General features: G+C 64.1%; 19 protein-coding genes. 9 read left to right on the plus strand and 10 right to left on the minus strand.

Annotated elements, in window-relative coordinates; translation table 11 throughout:
* Positions 1-25 precede the first annotated feature (25 nt).
* A complete protein-coding gene (gene phbB, locus AIOL_RS00280) occupies positions 26-748 on the plus strand; it encodes an acetoacetyl-CoA reductase (RefSeq protein ID WP_049641056.1) in 723 nt (240 codons plus the stop codon).
* Positions 749-1,117: 369 nt separating this feature from the next.
* Positions 1,118-2,053 carry a transcriptional regulator GcvA gene (gene gcvA, locus AIOL_RS00285; RefSeq protein WP_049641057.1) on the plus strand — a complete coding sequence of 312 codons (936 nt, stop codon included), beginning with the start codon at positions 1,118-1,120 and terminating at the stop codon, positions 2,051-2,053.
* A 16-nt stretch (positions 2,054-2,069) separates the two neighbouring features.
* On the opposite strand, the gene AIOL_RS24125 is transcribed toward gcvA, so the two are convergent.
* The 3 genes from AIOL_RS24125 to AIOL_RS00295 form a co-directional block, all read right to left on the minus strand.
* Positions 2,070-2,237: a YdcH family protein gene (locus AIOL_RS24125; protein ID WP_082152344.1), complete on the minus strand. Its 168-nt coding sequence runs from the start codon at positions 2,235-2,237 to the stop codon at positions 2,070-2,072.
* Positions 2,238-2,346: 109 nt separating this feature from the next.
* Entirely contained in the window at positions 2,347-3,111 is a 765-nt protein-coding gene (locus tag AIOL_RS00290) for a tRNA1(Val) (adenine(37)-N6)-methyltransferase (protein WP_049641058.1), read from the minus strand.
* Positions 3,089-3,304 (minus strand): putative signal transducing protein, encoded by a 216-nt coding sequence (locus AIOL_RS00295; protein ID WP_049641059.1) that lies wholly within the window; start codon positions 3,302-3,304, stop codon positions 3,089-3,091. The genes AIOL_RS00290 and AIOL_RS00295 overlap by 23 nt, the downstream gene beginning before the upstream one ends.
* Positions 3,305-3,360: 56 nt before the next feature.
* Here AIOL_RS00295 and AIOL_RS00300 point away from each other — a divergent pair, with 56 nt between their 5' ends.
* Positions 3,361-4,359 (plus strand): polyprenyl synthetase family protein, encoded by a 999-nt coding sequence (locus AIOL_RS00300; protein WP_049641882.1) that lies wholly within the window; start codon positions 3,361-3,363, stop codon positions 4,357-4,359.
* Here AIOL_RS00300 and AIOL_RS00305 read toward each other — a convergent pair.
* The gene (locus AIOL_RS00305) at positions 4,352-5,281 is read right to left on the minus strand and encodes a 4-(cytidine 5'-diphospho)-2-C-methyl-D-erythritol kinase (RefSeq protein ID WP_049641060.1); all 930 of its coding nucleotides are present in this window, start codon (positions 5,279-5,281) and stop codon (positions 4,352-4,354) included. The two genes, AIOL_RS00300 and AIOL_RS00305, sit on opposite strands and share 8 nt — an antisense overlap.
* A gap of 105 nt (positions 5,282-5,386) precedes the next feature.
* Positions 5,387-7,108 (minus strand): tetratricopeptide repeat protein, encoded by a 1,722-nt coding sequence (locus AIOL_RS00310; protein ID WP_082152345.1) that lies wholly within the window; start codon positions 7,106-7,108, stop codon positions 5,387-5,389.
* A gap of 168 nt (positions 7,109-7,276) precedes the next feature.
* Here AIOL_RS00310 and AIOL_RS00315 point away from each other — a divergent pair, with 168 nt between their 5' ends.
* Both AIOL_RS00315 and AIOL_RS24130 read left to right on the plus strand, forming a co-directional pair.
* Positions 7,277-7,762, plus strand: a complete 486-nt coding sequence (locus AIOL_RS00315; protein ID WP_049641061.1) for a DM13 domain-containing protein — start codon at positions 7,277-7,279, stop codon at positions 7,760-7,762.
* A gap of 106 nt (positions 7,763-7,868) precedes the next feature.
* A protein-coding gene (locus AIOL_RS24130) for an IS630 family transposase (RefSeq protein WP_152912289.1) occupies positions 7,869-8,827 on the plus strand; the annotation gives its coding sequence in 2 pieces (ribosomal slippage) (positions 7,869-8,210 and positions 8,213-8,827; 957 coding nt in all).
* Between the two features lie 12 nt (positions 8,828-8,839).
* On the opposite strand, the gene AIOL_RS00330 is transcribed toward AIOL_RS24130, so the two are convergent.
* The 4 genes from AIOL_RS00330 to AIOL_RS00345 form a co-directional block, all read right to left on the minus strand.
* Entirely contained in the window at positions 8,840-9,757 is a 918-nt protein-coding gene (locus AIOL_RS00330) for an alpha/beta hydrolase (RefSeq protein ID WP_049641063.1), read from the minus strand.
* 215 nt (positions 9,758-9,972) lie between these two features.
* The gene (locus AIOL_RS00335; protein WP_049641064.1) at positions 9,973-11,145 is read right to left on the minus strand and encodes a hypothetical protein; all 1,173 of its coding nucleotides are present in this window, start codon (positions 11,143-11,145) and stop codon (positions 9,973-9,975) included.
* A gap of 57 nt (positions 11,146-11,202) precedes the next feature.
* Positions 11,203-11,982 (minus strand): alpha/beta hydrolase family esterase, encoded by a 780-nt coding sequence (locus AIOL_RS00340; protein ID WP_049641065.1) that lies wholly within the window; start codon positions 11,980-11,982, stop codon positions 11,203-11,205.
* Between the two features lie 140 nt (positions 11,983-12,122).
* Positions 12,123-12,407 (minus strand): hypothetical protein, encoded by a 285-nt coding sequence (locus tag AIOL_RS00345; protein ID WP_152912290.1) that lies wholly within the window; start codon positions 12,405-12,407, stop codon positions 12,123-12,125.
* A gap of 272 nt (positions 12,408-12,679) precedes the next feature.
* Between AIOL_RS00345 and AIOL_RS00350 the strand changes: the two genes are divergently transcribed.
* From AIOL_RS00350 to mdoH, 4 genes are read left to right on the plus strand one after another with little or no spacing between them, the layout of a single operon-like run.
* Entirely contained in the window at positions 12,680-14,044 is a 1,365-nt protein-coding gene (locus AIOL_RS00350) for a tetratricopeptide repeat protein (protein ID WP_049641067.1), read from the plus strand.
* A 21-nt stretch (positions 14,045-14,065) separates the two neighbouring features.
* Positions 14,066-15,325 (plus strand): OpgC family protein, encoded by a 1,260-nt coding sequence (locus AIOL_RS00355; RefSeq protein WP_049641068.1) that lies wholly within the window; start codon positions 14,066-14,068, stop codon positions 15,323-15,325.
* The gene (locus AIOL_RS00360) at positions 15,325-16,854 is read left to right on the plus strand and encodes a glucan biosynthesis protein (RefSeq protein WP_049641069.1); all 1,530 of its coding nucleotides are present in this window, start codon (positions 15,325-15,327) and stop codon (positions 16,852-16,854) included. Before AIOL_RS00355 ends, AIOL_RS00360 begins: the two co-directional genes overlap by 1 nt.
* Positions 16,851-18,740: a glucans biosynthesis glucosyltransferase MdoH gene (gene mdoH, locus AIOL_RS00365; protein ID WP_053101192.1), complete on the plus strand. Its 1,890-nt coding sequence runs from the start codon at positions 16,851-16,853 to the stop codon at positions 18,738-18,740. Before AIOL_RS00360 ends, mdoH begins: the two co-directional genes overlap by 4 nt.
* Before the next feature lie 122 nt (positions 18,741-18,862).
* On the opposite strand, the gene AIOL_RS00370 is transcribed toward mdoH, so the two are convergent.
* Positions 18,863-19,156, minus strand: a complete 294-nt coding sequence (locus AIOL_RS00370) for a hypothetical protein (protein WP_049641070.1) — start codon at positions 19,154-19,156, stop codon at positions 18,863-18,865.
* Positions 19,157-19,170 lie beyond the last annotated feature (14 nt).

The following is a 19,170-nucleotide window of genomic DNA, read 5'->3' on the forward strand; positions in this document are numbered from 1 at the left end:
ATTCTGACTGTCTGGAGGAAAACTAATGGCACGAGTTGCACTCGTCACCGGCGGCAGCCGCGGCATCGGCGAAGCTATTTCCAAGGAACTTAAAGCCAAGGGCTATGAGGTCGCGGCCACCTACGCGGGCAACGACGAGAAGGCCGCGGCCTTCACCGCCGAGACCGGCATCAAGACCTACAAGTGGAACGTGGCAGACTATGAGGCCTCTGCGGCTGGCATCGCCCAGGTCGAGGCCGATCTTGGCCCCATCGACATCGTGGTCGCCAACGCGGGCATCACCCGCGACGCGCCGTTTCACCGGATGACTCCGGAGCAATGGAAAGAGGTGATCGACACCAACCTCACCGGCGTGTTCAACACGGTGCATCCGGTCTGGCCCGGGATGCGCGAGCGCAAGTTCGGCCGTGTGGTGGTGATCAGCTCGATCAACGGCCAAAAAGGGCAGTTCGCCCAGGTGAACTATGCCGCCACCAAAGCCGGTGACCTGGGCATCGTGAAATCCCTCGCACAAGAGGGCGCCCGCGCGGGCATCACGGCCAACGCGATCTGCCCCGGCTACATCGCGACCGAAATGGTCATGGCGGTGCCGGAGAAGGTGCGCGACTCGATCATCGCGCAAATCCCGACGGGCCGCCTTGGCGAGCCGGAAGAGATCGCGCGCTGCGTGGCGTTCTTGGTCTCGGACGATGCGGGTTTTGTGAACGGATCGACGATCTCTGCCAATGGCGGGCAGTTCTTCGTCTAAGAGCCCTGCGGCTGGCAACAAAGCTGAATTAGCGAGAAAGGGCCGCCTGACGAGGCGGCCCATTTTTTTGGCGGGCCGGGCGGCCCCATCCATTTCTATTGTTGGGACCGAATCACTAAGAATTGTTGAAGATTCTCGACCCCGCGCGCATCAGCCGCGCTGAAACACCCAACGCAAAGCGTCGCGAAAGGCCTGGGCGCGGGCGGCATGCGCGGCCTTGTAGGCGGCGGCGTAGCGCGGGTCGATGATTGGCTCGTCCATGGCAGGCTCCTTTGATCAGTGAATTTGAACTGTATCTTATATGCGCCTTTGCATTCCCTCTTACAAACGAGACTTCTCATCCCTTCGGATAAGTATTACTTAACTGAAATGGACCGCCTTCCGCCCCTTACAGCCCTGCGTGCCTTTGAGGCCGCGGGCCGGCATATGAGCTTTGCCAAGGCCGCCGCAGAGCTGAATGTCACCCCAGCCGCCTTGTCCTTCCAGATCAAGTCCCTGGAGGAGCATCTGGAGCATCCCCTGTTTCGGCGCCTGAACCGCGCGGTGGAGTTGACCGAGGCGGGGCGGGCGCTGCTGCCCGGCGCCAGCGCGGGGTTCGAATCGCTGCACCTCGCGTGGCGGGCGGCGCGGCGCACGACCGAGACCAACGTGCTGAACATCACCGCGGGCCCAGCCTTTACGGCGAAATGGCTGGCGCCCCGCCTCTTTCACTTCGCGCAAGCCCACCCCGAGATCGAACTGCGCTTTTCCGCGTCTCTGCGCATCATGGATTTTGAGCGCGACGAGGTGGATGTGGCGATCCGATTCGGGGCCGGGCAGGATGAAGGGCTTTTCTCGACGCCAATATTCGACGAGTGGCTCACACCGATGATGGCCCCAAGCCTGGCGGCAAAGTATCAGGAGCCAGAGGACCTCTACCACGCCACGCTTCTGCATGCCCGCGACGTCACCGATATTTCGCGCCAGGCGGATTGGGCGGCGTGGTTTCGCGGCGCTGGCCTGGGCGCGGTCCCCAGCGGCGGGCCGCAGTTCAGCCAGCCAGACCACGCCGTAGACGCCGCAATCGCGGGTGGCGGCGTGGCGCTGGGTCGGGTCTCGCTAACCTATGGCGCGCTGGCAGAGGGGCATCTTTTGGCCCCGTTCCCCTTGGCGCTTAAGACCGACAGCTATTACCGGTTCGTGTGCCCCAACGGCGCAGAGCAGCGCCCGCATGTTGCGGCATTCTTAGACTGGGTTCTGGAAGAAGCCCGAGACGCCACCCGTTTCAACGAGGGGCGCCGGGTCGTTCATGTAAAGGACCTATAGGCCGACCGCGTTCTGTCTATGCCGCCTGCAGGCGCAGGATCTCTTCCTTGATCCGCAGCTTCTGCTTTTTGAGTTCCGTGATTTGGTATGCGTCGAAACTGGGACTGCGTTGCGCTTCTTCGACCTCGGCTTTTAGGGTTGCGTGTTTCCTGCGAAGCTCTTCCAGATGCGAACTCAGGCTCATCAGCGTCTCCTATTTTGTTACCGTGCAACAATATCACCACAAAATCTGGGATTTGTCATCTCATTGTTACGTTGAGATATGAATCATCCGTTAATTTAGACTTGGGGCTTCACCAGACGACCTTCAAGGGGGCCGCGCGGCGCAGCACGTCCTGCACCTCAGCGCAGTAACTTTCCCCGTCCGATACATGGCCCGCGCCCTCGTGCATCACCAGCGGGGCCAGGATCGCAAACGCCCCGAGCGCGCCCTTGCGGGCACGAAGGATCACCAACTCCGCGGCGCGCCCCGCGCGCGGCGCGATCGGCAGCACGCGAAGGTCCCCAAGCCGGGCATCGCAGGCCGCCAAAAGATCAGGCAACCGGTCGGCGCGCTGGATGAATGTCAGGTAGCCCCGCGGTTTCAACCGCCGCACCGCGGCATCCACCCACTCTGCTAAATCTGCGCCCTCGCCCAGCGCGGCCTCGCGCCCCGCATCCCTGGCGGCGGTGCCCCGCGCGCGCTCGAAATAGGGCGGGTTGGCGAGTACATGGTCAAAACTCTGCGCGCGCAGCGCCGCGGGCATAGCACGCAGGTCGCCATCAAGAACCTCAAATGGCAAAGAGTTCTCGCTCGCGTTGCGGCGCGCCAGGTCCGCGTAATCCGGCTGCATCTCCAGCCCGGTCACCGCCGCCCCGGTCCGCGACGCAAGGCACAGGGACGCAACGCCCACGCCGCAGCCCAGCTCTAGCACGCGCTCCTCGGGACCGGCCTGCACCGCCGCCGCCAAAAGCACCGGGTCCACCCCCGCGCGGTACCCCCTGCGCGGCTGCCAGACCTGCAATCGCCCGCCCAGAAACGCGTCGCGCGTCAGCTCACCTTCCAAGATCGATGTCATTGTCCCGCAGAACCGCCTCGGCCTGGAAGTGATAGCGGTCCGCCACCATCAGGCGGCGCGGCAATATGCCAATGCTGCCCTCCAGCACGCTCATATGGACGTCCATTTCGAAGACCTCTATATCTTCGCCGTCAAGGAGCGCCTTGGCGTAGGCGATCACAGTGGGGTCGGTGCTGCGTAGGAGCTCTTTCATAAGATTAGATTTAAGGGGAGCAGCGGGTGAATGTCGAGACCGCTGACGCGAGGGTGATGGCGCTGGACAACGCAAAGAGACCGCATGAGCGGCTGGCGGCGGCCCTGGCGGGCGATCTGGCCGAGGTGAACGCGCTGATCGCGACTCGCATGGCATCCGAGCACGCGCCGCGCATCCCCGAGGTCACCGCGCATCTGGTCGAGGCCGGCGGCAAGCGCCTGCGCCCCATGCTGACCTTGGCGAGCGCGCGCATGTGTGGCTATGGCGGGCCCTATCACGTGCATCTCGCCGCCACGGTAGAGTTCATCCACACCGCGACCTTGCTGCATGACGACGTGGTCGACGAAAGCGCCCAGCGCCGCGGGCGCCCCACAGCGAACCTGCTTTGGGACAACAAGTCCAGCGTTCTGACCGGCGACTACCTCTTCGCGCGAGCCTTCCAGCTTATGGTCGAGACCGAGAACCTGCGCGTGCTGAACATCCTGTCGAATGCCGCGGCGACCATCGCCGAGGGCGAGGTGCTGCAATTGACCGCCGCCCAGGACCTGCGCACGGATGAAAGCGTCTATCTACAGGTGGTGCGCGGCAAGACCGCCGCGCTGTTCTCGGCGGCAACCGAGGTGGGCGGCGTGATCGCCGGGCGCCCCGAGACCGAGATACGGGCGCTCTTTGACTATGGCGACGCGCTTGGGATCGCCTTCCAGATCGTTGATGACCTGCTGGACTACGGTGGCGACGCCGCCGCGACCGGCAAGAATGTGGGCGACGACTTTCGCGAGCGCAAGCTGACCCTGCCGGTGATCAAAGCCGTGGCATTGGCAGACGATGAAGAGCGCGCCTTCTGGTCGCGCACCATCGAGAAGGGCAAGCAGGAGGACGGCGATCTAGAGCACGCCCTGGCGCTGCTGGCCAAGCACGGCGCGATGGAGGCCACGCGCGTGGACGCGATTGCCTGGGCAGAGAAGGCCAAAACGGCGATCAAAACCCTGCCCTCGCACGACCTGCGGGACATGCTGCACGACCTGGCCGATTACGTAGTCGCTCGGATCAACTGAACTTAGGCATAGCGGCCTTGAACTGGCTGCCCAGCGGACCGCCCGCGACCCACCATTCCGGGTGATCCACCGAAAGTTTGTTCGTTGCTTCCCGCGCGTCTTCCATGGAGGCAAAGAGCCCAAAGCAGGTCGCGCCCGACCCCGACATGCGCGACAGACCACAGCCTGGCTGTTCCGCCAGCGCCGTCAGCACATCCGCGATGGCAGGGGCGGTGGCAATTGCAGGCTCTTGAAGATCGTTGCGTTGTGACTGGAGCCATTCGATGCAAGAGGCCGCGTTCGCGAAGCTCGGGATTTCGTCCTGGAGCGGCGGGTTCTCACGCCCGGCGAGCCTTGAGAACACCTCGGCGGTGGATACGGGCAGACGTGGATTGACCAGCACCGCAGGGAGAGCGCCGAGGGACACGAACTCGATCTTCTCGCCGATCCCGCGCACCCGCGCAGAATGGGAGAGCATACACATTGGGATGTCCGCACCGAGAGCCAGTATGTCGTATGCAAATGGCCGCAGCTTCTCCTCTGGCCAGTGCACTGCGTCCTCGCCGTCAATCCAGCCATCGTTCATGCCGAGGATACCGCGGAACACAGCAGCGGCATCCGCGGACCCGCCCCCGATGCCCGAAGCTGCGGGTAGGTTCTTGGTCAGTGTAAGCGCATATCCGTCCACACCGGCCACCATCGCTGCCGCCTTCATGGCCAAGTTTTGCATATCGGACGGCACACCTTGCGCTTCAGGCCCCTCAACCGTCAGCGACAAAGTGTTTCCGCGATTAATGTCCAGGTGATCCCCGAATGGCGCAAAGCAGACCAGGCTATCGATCAAGTGGTAGCCATCCTCGCGCCGCCCGGTCACATGCAGGCAGAGATTGACCTTTGCGGGGGCGAAGACCTGCGCCCACCCACTGCCGCGCTCATGCGTCATACTCGATCAGCCCGCCGGGAAATCGACGAGTATTCGCTGAATATTCACCGAATCGCCGAACAATAAAGGGCGGTAGGGAGGGGGTAACTCGGCGCGCAAACCCGGTTAACCATCCTGCGCCGCGAACGTGATAGGCTCTTCGCGCTCTTCTTCAAGCACGACATCCAGCCCGACCTCAAGCTTGCGGCGGATACGCTCTGCGTCCTTCTCTTCGGGCTCAAAGGATAGCGCGCGGCTCCACTGGAATTCGGCCTCTACACGCCGGCCAACGGCCCAATAGGCATCGCCCAGATGGTCGTTGATGATGGGGTCCACGGCCAAAAGTTCGGTCGCGCGCTCCAGGTTCACCACGGCGTCTTGGTACTGCCCCATCCGGAATTGCACCCAGCCAAGGCTGTCGACGATGTAGCCAGAGTTGGGCTGCGCCGCGACGGCCTCTTCGATCATCCCCAGCGCCTCTTCCAGGTTGATGCCCATCTCGACAAAGCTGTATCCGAGATAGTTCAGCACCTGCGGCTGGCCGGGGTTCAGCTCCAGCGCGAAGCGGAAGTCAGCCTCGGCCTGGTCCCAGCGCTTCTCGCGCTCATGGGTGATGCCGCGGGCGAAGAAGGCAAGCCACTGCATGCGTCCGGGCTCTGGGTAGAGCGCAATGGCGGCGTCATAGGCCTTTGTCGCCTCGTCATAGCGTTCCTCGCGGCGCAGGGCGTCGCCCAGCGTCATGTGAACCTCGGGGTTTTGCGGCTCCAGCTCGGTCAGCCCTTTGAGCACCTCGATCGCAGCGTCGGTCTTGCCCGACTGGCGCAGCGCCTCGGCTCGGCCGATCTCGGCTGCGCTGAAGGAGGGGTGATCATGCGGGATCTTGTCATAGCTTTGGGTGGCCAGCGTGTGCTGGTTCAGGCTCTCCAGGATTGCCGCACCCAGCAGGATCGCGTCCACATGGTCGGGCCGCAGGATCTCGGCCAGGCGCGCGTAAAGCAGCGTATAGCTGTCATTGGCCTCGCCGTTCAGCGCGCCGGCCACGACCACAAACACCTCTGCGGCGCCGTCCTTTGCGTTGCGGACCGTGTCAAAAGCCAGGGTCTCTCCGGCCTCAAGCGCGCCCCGCACCTCTTGCAGCCCCGGGTCCAGATCGTCGCCAAAGGTGGCGTCAATCAGCTCGACCGCGTCGCCGTTCCGCTCAAGCTGGCTGAGGACCTGCGCAAAGGCGATCACGCCGCGGCGGCTGAGTTGCAGCGGGCCCGCGGCATCGCCGGAAAGGATCTCTTCGGCGCCCTCGAAATCCCCGACAACGGCAAGGGCCAGGGCCTTGTGGTAGAGCCCGAAGACCTCGACGCCCTGCGATTCCGCCATGGCGTTGAAACGCTCCAGCGCGCCGGTCATCCGGCCCGCGCCGAGCTCTGCCCAACCCGCCAACAGCCCATCGACCAGCGGACCAATCGTCATGCCAGCGTCGATGTCTTCCACGACGTTCTCGAACCGCTCGCGCTGGAACGCGTCCACCAGCAGGGCCATATGCGCGATCTGGCTAGATGCGCCGACCTGCAGCAGCCGCCGCGCCACGGCGGCGGCGCGGTCGCCATCGCCCAGGCTGATATAGGCCAGGATGGCGTTCTCCATCAGGACCGGGTTGCGCGGGTCGGCGATAATGGCGCGCGCGAAGTAATCCGCCGCAATGCGGAAATCGCTGTTCGAACTGGCCTGCCGCGCAGCCAGGTAGGACCCCGCCACACCCTGCGCCTGTGCCGGTAGGATCGCCTGCGCGCCTAGGAATAAAGCGGTGGCGGCGGGTAAGATGTTTCGGATTGCCACGAATATTGCCTCTCTCATCTTTGCCGCGAAGCCTAGCCCGCACGCCCGCGCGACGCAATGGAGCGATGACCCGGAACCGCGCTAGCCCGCGCGCTTGTGATCATAGCCCGAAACCGTGGCGTTTCTACCGCGCAGAGGCTAGCATGCAGGGATTAACGCATGTTGTAGGCTGTAGGGGTATTTCTGATGTGGCGGATGGTTGCGGTCTTCTTGTTGGGCGGGGTGCTGGGCACGGGCTTTGGCGTGGCGCTTGGCTTTCTTGCCTTTCCCTACGTGTTCCCGCCCCCGGCGGCGATGGACCAGCTCACCGAGGCGGATGCCGAGACCCTGGTGGCCACAGGCACGTTTATCCACGCCAACCCCGCGGACCCGATCCATTTCGGCTCGGGCGGGGTCGAGGTCTACGAGAGCGTGGTCTTCCTGCAGAACGACTTTAAGGTCGGTCCGGGCCCCGATTTCCACGTCTATCTGGTGCCCAGCGCCGAGGTGCGGGCCTCTGGAGACGTCAAGGACATGATGTTCGTGGACCTGGGCAAGCTGCGCGCCTTCGAGGGCAGCCAGCGCTACGAGATCCCGGCCGGGGTGAACCTCAAGGACTACCCCAGCGTGGTGATCTGGTGCCAGCAGTTTGGCGTGCTGATCTCTCCCGCGGATCTGGCGTTCGAAAGCTGACGCCCTCGCGCCAGCCCCCCGCCTAAAGCGTTTCGACAAAAGTTTGAATCGGTTGGATTCCCACAGAGCTTGAACTGTGATTCACCTTGATAGGGAGGATCACATCATGCCAGCACCATTGTCGACAGAACTGCGCGACCGCTTTGCGCGTTTGATCAGGGAAGGACTGTCCGGGAGAGAAGCCTCACGCCGCCTTCAGGTTTCTGCCGCCACTGGCGCTCGATGGGCCGGTCGAATCCGGAGTACCGGGGCTGCCACTGTTGCACTGATGGGACGTCCTGCGGGATCGGGCAAGCTGGCCGACCATATAGAGTTCTTTAGGGAGTTGGTGACGCAGGACCCGGACATCACGTTATTCGAACTGCGTGATGCACTCGCTGATGCGGAAGGGGTTGCGGTCCATCATTCCGCCATTGCGGGGTTGCTCAAGCGCCTCGGCTTCACGCACAAAAAAAGTCGTTGGTGGCCTCCGAGCGCCGCCATGCCAAGGTAAGGCGACGGCGGGCTGATTGGTTTGCTCATCGCATTCCGGCCGTCGGGGCCTCACCGGATCGTGTTGTCTTCATTGACGAAACCGCCGTGAAGACGAACCTCACGCGGCTACGGGGCTGGGCGTCACGCGGCGAGCGCCTGACCATGGACGCGCCCTTCGGCAGTTGGGGGACGCAGACACTGATTGCCGGTCTGAGCTATGATGCGCTGATCGCACCCTGGGTCATCAAAGGCGCAATGGACGGTCCTGCTTTTGCCGCCTACATCCGCGAAGTGCTGGTGCCCGAAATCACACCCGGCACGGTGGTGATTCTCGACAACCTGGCCACGCATCGCAACAAGGAAGCAGCAGCCGCGCTAAAGGCGCATGGCTGCTGGTTTCTGTACCTGCCGCCACACTCCCCAGACCTCAACCCGATTGAACAAGCTTTCTCGAAGCTCAAGGCCCATCTCCGACGGATCGGAGCACGCTCGTTCACATCCGTCTTCAAAGCCATCGGTGAAATCTGTGACCTGTACGATCCGGAAGAATGCTCGAACTACTTCAAGGCCGCTGGATATGTCTCAAACTAATGTCGAAACGCTCTAGGTGTCCAGGAACGCCTTGATATTGCGCGACACTTCAGGCGCGCGCAGATAGCCGTAGGACTTGTGGTAGTTCGGCTCTTTCGAGAGCCCGACATAGGCGTTCTCGACCAAGTCATCGACCACGCGGACGCCGTCACGATTGGCCGAGAAATCGTCGCGCAGGTGCCCGTCTATGGCGACCACATCGCGCCGGTCCCAGTAGTTGACCCAGGCGCCGCGCACCACGGAGGGCGTGCGCACGGCGTCACGCTCGCCGCCGATCATGCGCCGCACATAGGGCAACCCCAGGGGAGAGCCAATCGTGGCGAGCTGCGCCAGGCGATAATCCGGCTCGCGCTGGCCAAGGTCGCGCAGCACGTCATAGGCAATGATCGTGCCCATGGAATGCGCAATCAGCATGATCTCCTTGCCCCGGTGCCGCTCTAGCGCCTCGATCAGATCCGCCTGAAGCACCATGCGCGCCAGTTGCATTGTCTTCGGCTCCGCGCGGTTCAGGATCTCGCGATTGGTATCGTAATAGAAATCAAGGTCTTTCAGGTGGCGCTGCAGGATCGCGCTTGCCAGCCCGTCCGTGCCCAGCCGCTGCCGCGCCAGGTCCGCCAGCCCACCCAGTAGGCTCGAGCCGCCGATGCGCACCATATCCACCAGCCCAGCGTCATAGTCGTTTAGCTCTTCCGTCGCCTCGATATAGGGCTCGGTGTTGAAGAGGTCGTCGAACTCGAACCCCTGCTCGTTATGCAATGAGTGAAGGTAGAGCAGGTCCGCCCAACACACCATGTCGAATTCGAACACCGCGTCTGGCATGCCGCAGGTCTTTGCAAGGCCCTCCTGGATGGCAGACTTCCACCACTTTTCGAGAACCGATTTCTTGGGCTTATTGGCCAGACCGTGGATACCGATGATCACTTTTGACATAAGAGGAACCCTTTTGCACAAATAACTTTAGGGTTGATATTATGACGGCGGAGGCACGCAGAGGCAAGTGTGGGGGCGCTTCGCAAGGGCAAACCGGTGAGCGACTCAAATCCCGGTTTTGCGCAAACTCGCGACATCAGATGTGCCAGAACCAATGCGGCGAAGCCGCCCGAGCTTGCCGCGCGGCAGCGGCTCCACTCAAACATGTGAACGTGTCACGGCAAGAGCGCCCTTGCCTCCTCCCAAACACGCGCAACCGGGCCGCCGAAATACACGTCGCGCACATGCATCGGCGCGATCAGCTGCGCCGCCACAAACAGCCCCGTCAACAGGAAGGCATTCAAGCGTCGGACCAATCGGACCCGCCCCAAGCGGATCGCCACCGCGAACAGCAGGAACGCGGCGAACACATGAAAGCTGATCCAGCGCCCATGATCCGTGGACACCGCAAATAGCGGCAGGAACAGCAGGAACGGCAGGATGATCAACGCGGCGCAGAGCCGCCGCGCATCGGTGAGATAGGCGACATAGGCGAACGGGGCGACGCTGGCCGCGTAGGCCAGCAGGAACCAGAACATCAACTCGGGCGTGGTGCGGGAATAGACAAAGTCGAACCCATGGACCGCGTCGTATTCCAGCCAGCGGATCGCGCCCTGGCACATATGCTCGGCCACGCCGCGCTCCAAAAGAGGCGCGCAGACCGTCATGAAGTCCTCAACCCTGCTGCTGCCCATGGCGCTTAGGAACAACAACAGCGCCGCGGTGCTGGTAAGCGAGAGCAGCACGACCTTGCCGCGCGCGCCCGGTGTGCCGGGCGCCAGACAGAGCACGCCCCAAAACACCGGCAGGAACAGCAAGAGCGCCTCATGCGCGGCCGCCGCGACGAGAAACAGCGCGCAGCCTAGGGCCGTCCACACTAGGCTCGGGCGGATCACCCCCTGCGCGAACAGCAGCAGCGCGGCGAAGGCCAACATCTCTTTTCGCGCAGAGCCCAGCGGGTCCGTCACCCAGAACGCCATGAAGAACGCCGGAGAAAGCGCCAGGATCAACGGCGCGGCGCCGCCCGCCGACAGCGCCAATCGCAGTGAAAGCACGTAGACGAGCGCAACCACGACCACCTGGACCACGATCACCAAGAGCACCGGATCCATGGCCAAGGCATCCGACATCGGCAGGATGACATCCCCGGCAAAGCTGCGGCGGACGGGGCCGTTCTGGCCATTGATCAGCCAGTCGCCCTGCTTCCAGGAATGCCCGCCCGCGCGGTAATCCAGCACGAGGTTGTAGACAAAAAAGAGGTAGCTGAGCGGCGCCAGCACCAGCAGCCAGAGCCGCAGAAGCCCCTCGGTGTTCAGCCACCCAATCCGCTTGCCTAACGACGCCGTCATTCTGCCGGGCTAGAGGCAAACGCGCCAAGGTGCAACGAGCGCCCCCGCGCGACCACGCTAGCGCAGCCCCAGGATTTCGCCCACTTGTATCGGGATCCAGTCATGCGGAATGAAATGCCCGCCGGGGTGCACATCCAGCACCACCTTGCCGTCAGCACAATCCCACCGCGTGCGCTCAAACGTCAGAAAGGGCCGCGCGTTCCAGGCGCCCTCGGAAACGCCCTCGCCACAGCCCATCCGCTGCCGCCAAAGGGCCACCGGATAGGTCTGATCGCCGCCAGGGCCCATCGGGAAGGCCAAGACCCCGTCACCCAGGCCGAACACCTGCCGCATCTCTCGCGGCGCGCGGGCGCAGGTCTCGCGCTGCGACAGCGTGCCCGAAACCGCCAGAAGCCCGGCCACGGCGACGCGGCTCTCGCAGACAAACCGCCAGGCCATGTTCGCGCCCCAAGAATATCCCGACACGAAGATGTTTTGGCGATCGATGGGATAGCGCTTGGCCACGTCCGCAAGCACCGCCTCGGCAAAGTCAGTGTCACGAGAGCCGGGGCGCCGGAACGCCCAGCTGCCGTTCAGCCCGTTCGGCGCGACCAGCAGCACATGCTCGGCCACGTAACCGACGGCAATGCGACCGTGCCGGACCGTAAGGCTTCCCTGCCGACCCCAGCCGTGAAAGTGCAACAGAACCGGCAGCGGCGACACGCCGTCCCAACCATCGGGCACGCGCAGGTGATAGGATCTGTCGCCGACCGCGCAGGGCGTCTGCCCGGCGCACTCCGCTGCGGCTGCGGAGAGACCCACAAGGCATAGGAGCGCCGAAAGGAACAGTCTGGTCATCGTTGCGCCCCTGCCGCCAGCCGCGGCGCATGCTCACCGCCTGCGCACCTAAGCGCATCGGGCCAGGCCTGTGCAATCCGAACCATCTGCTGGCGCGCGTCACATCTGTGTGACGCGCCGGCCCTGCATCTGGCCCAACTTCACGCGTCGGTGGTTTTCGCGACCTTGGCCTTCGCCGTTTTCTGCCGCATGCGCCGCGCCCAGGTCAGGTAGCGTTCCTCAAGGGCGTGTTCCGAGACCTTGAACGCCAGCCAACTCGCCAGCGACATTGCCCCCCAGACCAAGAGCTCTGCGACCTGCCAAAGCGCGCCATGCATGATGGCCACCGCGCCGAATTCGCGGATGAACTCCAGCGCCGCCATGGCCTGGGTGAACAGGTTCACGGTGATCAGCGCGAAACAGGCGATGGCAAGGCCTGCAAACACAAAGATGCAAATGGCGGGCCAACGTGTTATGTCCAAAATGCGCATGGGCTTAGGATAACCGCTTCGCGCAGCATGCGCAAAGCCCTTGCGGCGATCCACGCGGTGCAAGAATCGCCTCATATTTGGGACCCACGCCCCAAATGGGCATGCTCACGAAAAGTTCAGAAATGATCACAAAACTGAGGCCTGGCAATCAGTTGATATGCGCTTTGTTCTGGTTCGGATAATGGTGCCCAGGCTGGTCACTCTCTGGCGGAACAAAAGGTCGACGCATGCTCATAGATATCTGCTCTTGCCCCACAAGCCTCACTGAACGTGAGGCGCTCGACGCCTGGAACGGCGTAGTGCTGGGCGTTCTGTCCCACGGGCAAGCAACCGGCGGCCATCTTTCGAACCTGCTCGAGCTGGCCCCGGGATTCGCAATGGGCCACGCGATGAAGGGCCTGGCCTGCCTGATGCTGGGCCGGTCCGAAATGCTGCCCCCTGCACGGGCGGCCGGCGCCGAGGCCCAGCGCGCACTGGCGCTTGGCGGCGCGACAGAGCGCGAACGGCTTTGGTGCCTTGCGCTAGAGGACTGGCTGCGTGGCAAGCCCAGCCAATCGGTGGCGCGGATGGAGGCGGCCCTGCGGATCGACCCCGCCGACACCATCAGCATGAAGCTCAGCCATGGCATTCGGTTCATGCTGGGCGATCACCACGGCATGCTGCGCTCTATCGGGCGCGTGCTGGGCGCCTATGATCAAACGCACCCGCTCTTCGGTTATGCGCTTGGCTGTCACGCCTTCGCGCTGGAGGAGACCGGCCAGTACCGCCAGGCCGAGATCACCGGGCTGCGCGGACTTGAGTTTAACACCGACGACGCTTGGGGGCTGCATGCGGTGGCGCATGTCTATGACATGACGCACCAGGTGGATCGCGGCATCGACCTGATCGAAAGCAACGCAAACGCCTGGGGCCATTGCAACAATTTCCGTTTCCACGTCTGGTGGCACAAGGCTTTGTTACACCTCGACAAGGGCGAGGTGGACGCCGTTCTGGACCTCTATGACACCAAGGTGCGCGACGAAAAGACCGACGACTACCGCGATTTCTCTAATGCAAGCTCGCTCTTGATGCGGCTAGAGCTTGAAGGCGTGGATGTGGGCGCGCGCTGGGTCGAACTGGCCGAGCTGGCCGAGAGCCGCACGGATGACGGCAGCCTGACCTTTGCGGATCTGCACTATATGCTGGCGCTGATCGGGGATGCGCGGCCCGACGCCGTGGCGCGGCTCAACCTCTCGGTGGCCAAGAACGCCAGGCAGGGCGACGACATGGCCGCCGTGATGCACCGCCCAGGCATGGCCACCGCCCAGGGCCTGGCGGCCTTCGGCGACGCACAATACGACGCCGCCTTTTCGCACCTCAAACACGCCCAGCGCGACTTTCAGGCGATGGGCGGGAGCCACGCGCAACGCGACATCTTCGAGCGCTTGACCATCGAGGCGGGCCTGCGCGCGGGGCGCCTGGCGGAAAGCGAGATGCTGATCCGCGCCCGCTCGGCGCTGCGCGACGGCGCCGCGGACGCATTCACGGAAACGCGCTTGGCCGAGATCGCGCGGTTGAACGCGCTCGCCACCTCCTCTACTGCCGCCGAGTAATCCTGGAAATGACTGACTGATATGGCCGCCGCAGACCTCTCATTTGCCAACTCACCGCTCGCGCACGCAGCCGCGGCTGCGCCGCCGGCGTCCAAGCGCGACGTGCGGCTGGATTTCTTTCGGGGCGTGGCGATGTTCATCATCCTGTTTGCCCACACGCCGGGGAACTGGTTCACCAGCTGGATCCCGGCGCGCTGGGGCTTCTCGGATGCGACCGAGATGTTCGTCTTCTGCTCTGGCATGGCCAGCGCCATCGCCTTTGGCGCGACCTTCGACCGGGCAGGCATGCTCTTGGGCAGCGCGCGGGTCGTCTACCGCGTCTGGCAGGTCTACTGGGCGCATGTCGGGCTGTTTTTTGCCACCGTGGCGCTGGTGGTGTTCTTCACCGATCTGGACGTGAACACCAAGAATTACTGGGGCAACCTGAACCTCTGGATGCTGTTCGTGGAGGGCAAGAACTGGGAGAACCCCAACATCCTGTTCAGCTTCATGACGCTGCAATGGGTGCCGAACCTCTTCGACATCCTGCCGATGTATATGGTGATCCTGGTGATGATGCCCGCGGTGATGCTGCTGCAGCGGGCGCATTTCGGGCTGGTGGTCGCGGCATCGGTGGTGATGTGGTTGTTCGCGCAGCGCAGCCTGACCGAGGCGCTTGGCCTGCCCTATCTGAACTTCACCGCCGAGCCCTGGGTTGGCGATGACGACTGGCAGCGGCGCTGGTTCCTCAACCCCTTCGGCTGGCAGCTGGTGTTCTTCACGGGCTTTGCCTTCATGCGGGGCTGGATCCCCAAACCGCCGGTGAAAATGTGGCTTATCGCGGCCGCGGCCCTCATCGTGCTGGCCAACATCCCGCTGTCCAATATCGGGGTGCGCGAGTTCGGGTTCGAGTGGGCCCGTCAGTGGCGCGTCGACAACCCGCAATGGTTCTCTAAGACCGATTTCGGCGTGCTGCGCTATGTGCAGTTCCTGGCGCTGGCCTATCTGGGCTGGGTGATCGCGGGCGACAAGGGCGACCGTATCCGCGCCGGGACAAGCGCGCTGGGGCGCGCCTGGGCGCCGATGCTGGCGATCATCCTCAAGGTCGGGCAGCAATCGCTGGCGGTCTTTGTGGTCTCGATCATCGTGGGCCGCCTGAACGGGTTCCTCTTGGACATCATCGGGCGCGACATCTGGACGATGGTGGGCATCAACTTCTTCGGCATGGCGCTGCTGGTGATCACCGCCTACGGCGCGGGCTGGTTCAAGGCGCAGCCCTGGCGCGCAAAGAGGCCCGGGTGATGCTGCGGCGCGAGTTCATAGCAAGCCTTGCGGCCTTGGTCGCCACGCCCGGCCTTGCGCAGGAAAGCGTCGAGCCCGGTCTGCAAACCAAGGGCAATGGCATGCCCTTCGACGCGCAGGGCGTGGTCGATCTGGCCCGCGGGCTGAGCCGCCACAACTACCGAGCGCCGCGCCGGGTGCCCACGGCCTGGACGGATATCTCCTACGAGGATTACGTCTCGATCTGGTTCGACGGGCGCAACGCGCTTTGGGAGGGCCAGGACGAGACGCCGCTGCGCATGGATGTCTTCGCGCCGGGTCTCTACTTTCCTAACCCCATCGACATCTATGTGGTCGAGGAGGGCGTGGCGCGATCCTTGGCCTTCGATCTGGGCGTCTTTGACAAGACCGACAAGTTTCCCGACCTGCCTATCGACGAGACCCTTGGCTATTCCGGCCTGCGCCTGCGCGCCGAGCTGGAAAAGCCCGGCATCTACCAGGAGTTCGCCGTCTTCCAGGGCGCCAGTTATTTCCGCGCGATCGGCACCGGCGACATCTACGGCACCTCGGCCCGCGGGCTGGCCATCGACACCGCCGAGCCGCAGGGCGAGGAGTTCCCCGAGTTCCGCGCCTACTGGCTGGAAAAGCCCGCCCCCGGCGCGCCGAGCTTCACCCTGCATGCGCTGCTGGACAGCCCCAGCTGCACCGGCGCCTACACGTTCCAGATCACCCCCGGCGCGCCCCTGACGATGGAGGTCACCGCGCGGGTCTTCCCACGCCGCGATTGCGACAATATCGGGATCGCGCCGCTGACCTCGATGTTCCAATACGATCAGACCAACCGGCACATGTTCGCAGATTTCCGCCCCGCAGTGCATGACGCGGACGGTCTATTGATGCTCAACGGCGCGGGCGAGACGATCTGGCGCCCGCTGGCCAACCCCAAGGCACTGCAGGTCAGCGCCTTCGTGGATGAGAACCCGCACGGCTTCGGCCTTATGCAACGGGCGCGCAAGTTTAGCGACTTTGCGGATTTGCAGGCCCTGTACCACCGCCGCCCGGGCGTGTGGATCGAGCCGTTGGAGGGTTGGGGCAAGGGCACGGTCTCGCTGATCGAGATCCCAACGCCGTCTGAGATCTACGACAATATCGTCTGTTATTGGCGCCCGGAGGGCGGGCTGGGCCGCGGCTCTGAGGCCGAGTTCCGCTATCGCCTGACCTGGGGCGACGAGACCGCTTATGGCCAAGGCCTAGAGGTGCTGAACACCATGATCGGCGCGGCGTTTGAGAACAACGGCACCATCGTGGCGATTGACTTTGCCCCCGGCGAGGGCGTGCCCGAGGACCTAAGCGAGATCACCAAGGTGATCCAGGCCAGCGCGGGCGAGGTCTCCACCGGGGTCCTGCAGCGCAACCCCGAGACCGGCGGGCCGCGGCTCGCGTTCAAGTTCCACCCCGGCGACGAGAAGCTGATTGAGTTCCGCGCGCAGCTCCGTGTTGGAGACGCGGCGCTTAGCGAGGTCTGGCTTTACAGGTGGACCGCCGCATGACGCGCTATGCGTCCGAATACATGCCCCAGCGCGCACCGCTGGAGATGTCGCCGCAGACCTTCCGAGCGGTACCTGCCTCGCGGCAGATGCTGCGCTCGTGGCGCGCGATGGACCTGATCTGGCGGCTGTCGGCCTTCATCCCGACCCTTATCGTGACGGCGCTGCTCTGCGTGTCGATCAAGCGCTACTTGGACCTGGGTGGGGTGCCATTGCTGGAAGGCGTGGCGCTGGCCCTGGTGGGCCTGACGCTGGTGTGGCTGGTCTTTTCGGTGAACACGGCCTGCCTTGGCCTGCTGCGCGTGGCCTTTGTGCGCTCCGCAGCGCCGTCCAGCCAGGCGCCACGCAGCCCGATGAGCGTCGCCCTTTTGGTGCCGGTCTATAACGAGGCCCCCTGGGACGTCTTCGGCAACGCCTCGGCCATGCTCAAAGAGCTGACCGCCCAGCCCGACAGGGACCGCTACACGCTCTTTATTCTCAGCGACACCCGCGAAGACGAAAATGCGGCGCAGGAAGAGCGTGCCTTCGCCGCGCTGCAGGCAGAGCACTTCCCCGGCGCACGGGTCTACTACCGGCGCCGGCTTGAGAACACCGACAAGAAGACCGGCAATATCAACGATTGGATCGAGAACTGGGGCGCGGCCTACGACGCGATGCTTGTGCTGGACGCCGACAGCCTGATGAGCGGCCCCGCGATCCGGCAGCTGACCCAGGCGCTGGCCACCGACCCTGACGCGGGGCTGATCCAAAGCCGCCCGACCCTGATCGGGGCGCAGACGCTCTTTGGCCGGGTGCAGCAATTCTCGAACTCGGTCTATGGCTGGCTGCTGGCCGAGGGGCTCGATAGCTGGTCGCAGCACGAGGGCAACTACTGGGGCCATAACGCGATCATCCGCACCCGTGCCTTCGCCGAAAGCGCCCGCCTGCCCTATCTGAAGGGACGCCGCGGGTCCCAGCACCTGATCCTCAGCCATGACTTCGTCGAGGCGGGCATGCTGCGCCGCGCGGGCTGGGCCGTGCGGTTTCTGCCGCGCGTTGGCGGCAGCTACGAGGAAACGCCGCAGACGCTGATCGACTACATCCAGCGCGACCGGCGCTGGTGTCATGGCAATATGCAGCACCTGCGGCTGCTGGCGACGCGCGGGTTCCACGTGATCTCGCGCATCCATTTGCTGCAGGGCGCGCTGGCCTTCCTGATGTCGCCCGCCTGGCTGTCCGTGGTGATCCTGTGGTCCTTCGTGGGCATAAGCCAGGAGGTCCCGGGCAGTTACTTCTCAAGCGCCAACCCGCTTCAGCCGATCTGGCCCGAGCAGCAGCAGAACCTCGCCTGGTTCTATCTGCTGTTCGTCTACGGCATGTTGTTGTTCCCAAAGCTGGTGGGCGGCGTGCTGTTCGGCCTGCGTCGCCGCACGCGGGTGGCCTATGGGTCCAGCCTGATGCTCTCGGGGTCGATGCTGTTCGAGCTGGTGCTCTCGGTGCTCTACGCACCCATCATGATGGTGCAGCACACGGTCGCGACCCTGCTGGCGCTGCTTGGGCGGTCGGCGTCCTGGGCGCCGCAGAACCGCGGCGGCGAGGGCTATGGCTGGCTGCAGACCCTGCGCTTCCATTGGGTGGAGACGCTGCTGGGCGCGGCGCTGCTGAGCGGGATCGTGCTCATGAGCGTCTCGGTCCTGATCCTGCCCATCGCGGTCAGCCTGGCCGCCGCAGTGCCCCTGTCCAAGCTCAGCGCGATGCGCATTGACCGGATCGGGCCGCGCATTTTGCGCCTGGACACCCCGCACACATTGATCGAGCCACGCATTGTCTGCTCGGCCCGCACCGAGCGCGCCTGGCTGAAGACCCTCCTGACCGAGCGCCCGCAACCAGAGGCGATTGCGGCGGAGTAAGGCGGCACGCGCCAGCCCTAGGGCCAAGTCAGAGCCCTCGGAGAGCGATTGGACCCAGGGGCCATGGCAATGGAGAATGGTTGGCGAATGGAGTGATCTGGCCAATCCGCGGCAAGACTACGCTAAGATTGCCGCCGCCCCAACCGCCAGATAAGCGGCACCGCCAATGCCAGCAGCACCGGCGCGAAGGCGCGGTAGGTGACCTGCAGGTTGAACCCCAGATAGGACACCCAGGATCCATTAAACAGCAGCAGGCTTTCCTCGATGCTCGACCCTGCAAACCCGGTGCCCGCGCTCACCGCCACCTGGATCGCAAAGAGCGACGCAGCCGCGCCCAAGAACCCAAAGACGCCCCAACGGATCGGCATCAAAGCCCCCAGGACAAGCCCGCCCAACGACATCACCAGGATCAGCATCGCGCGCGCTCCCC

Origin of the sequence: Candidatus Rhodobacter oscarellae, from assembly GCF_001078595.1 — a bacterium.
Lineage (GTDB): Bacteria > Pseudomonadota > Alphaproteobacteria > Rhodobacterales > Rhodobacteraceae > Rhodobacter_B > Rhodobacter_B oscarellae.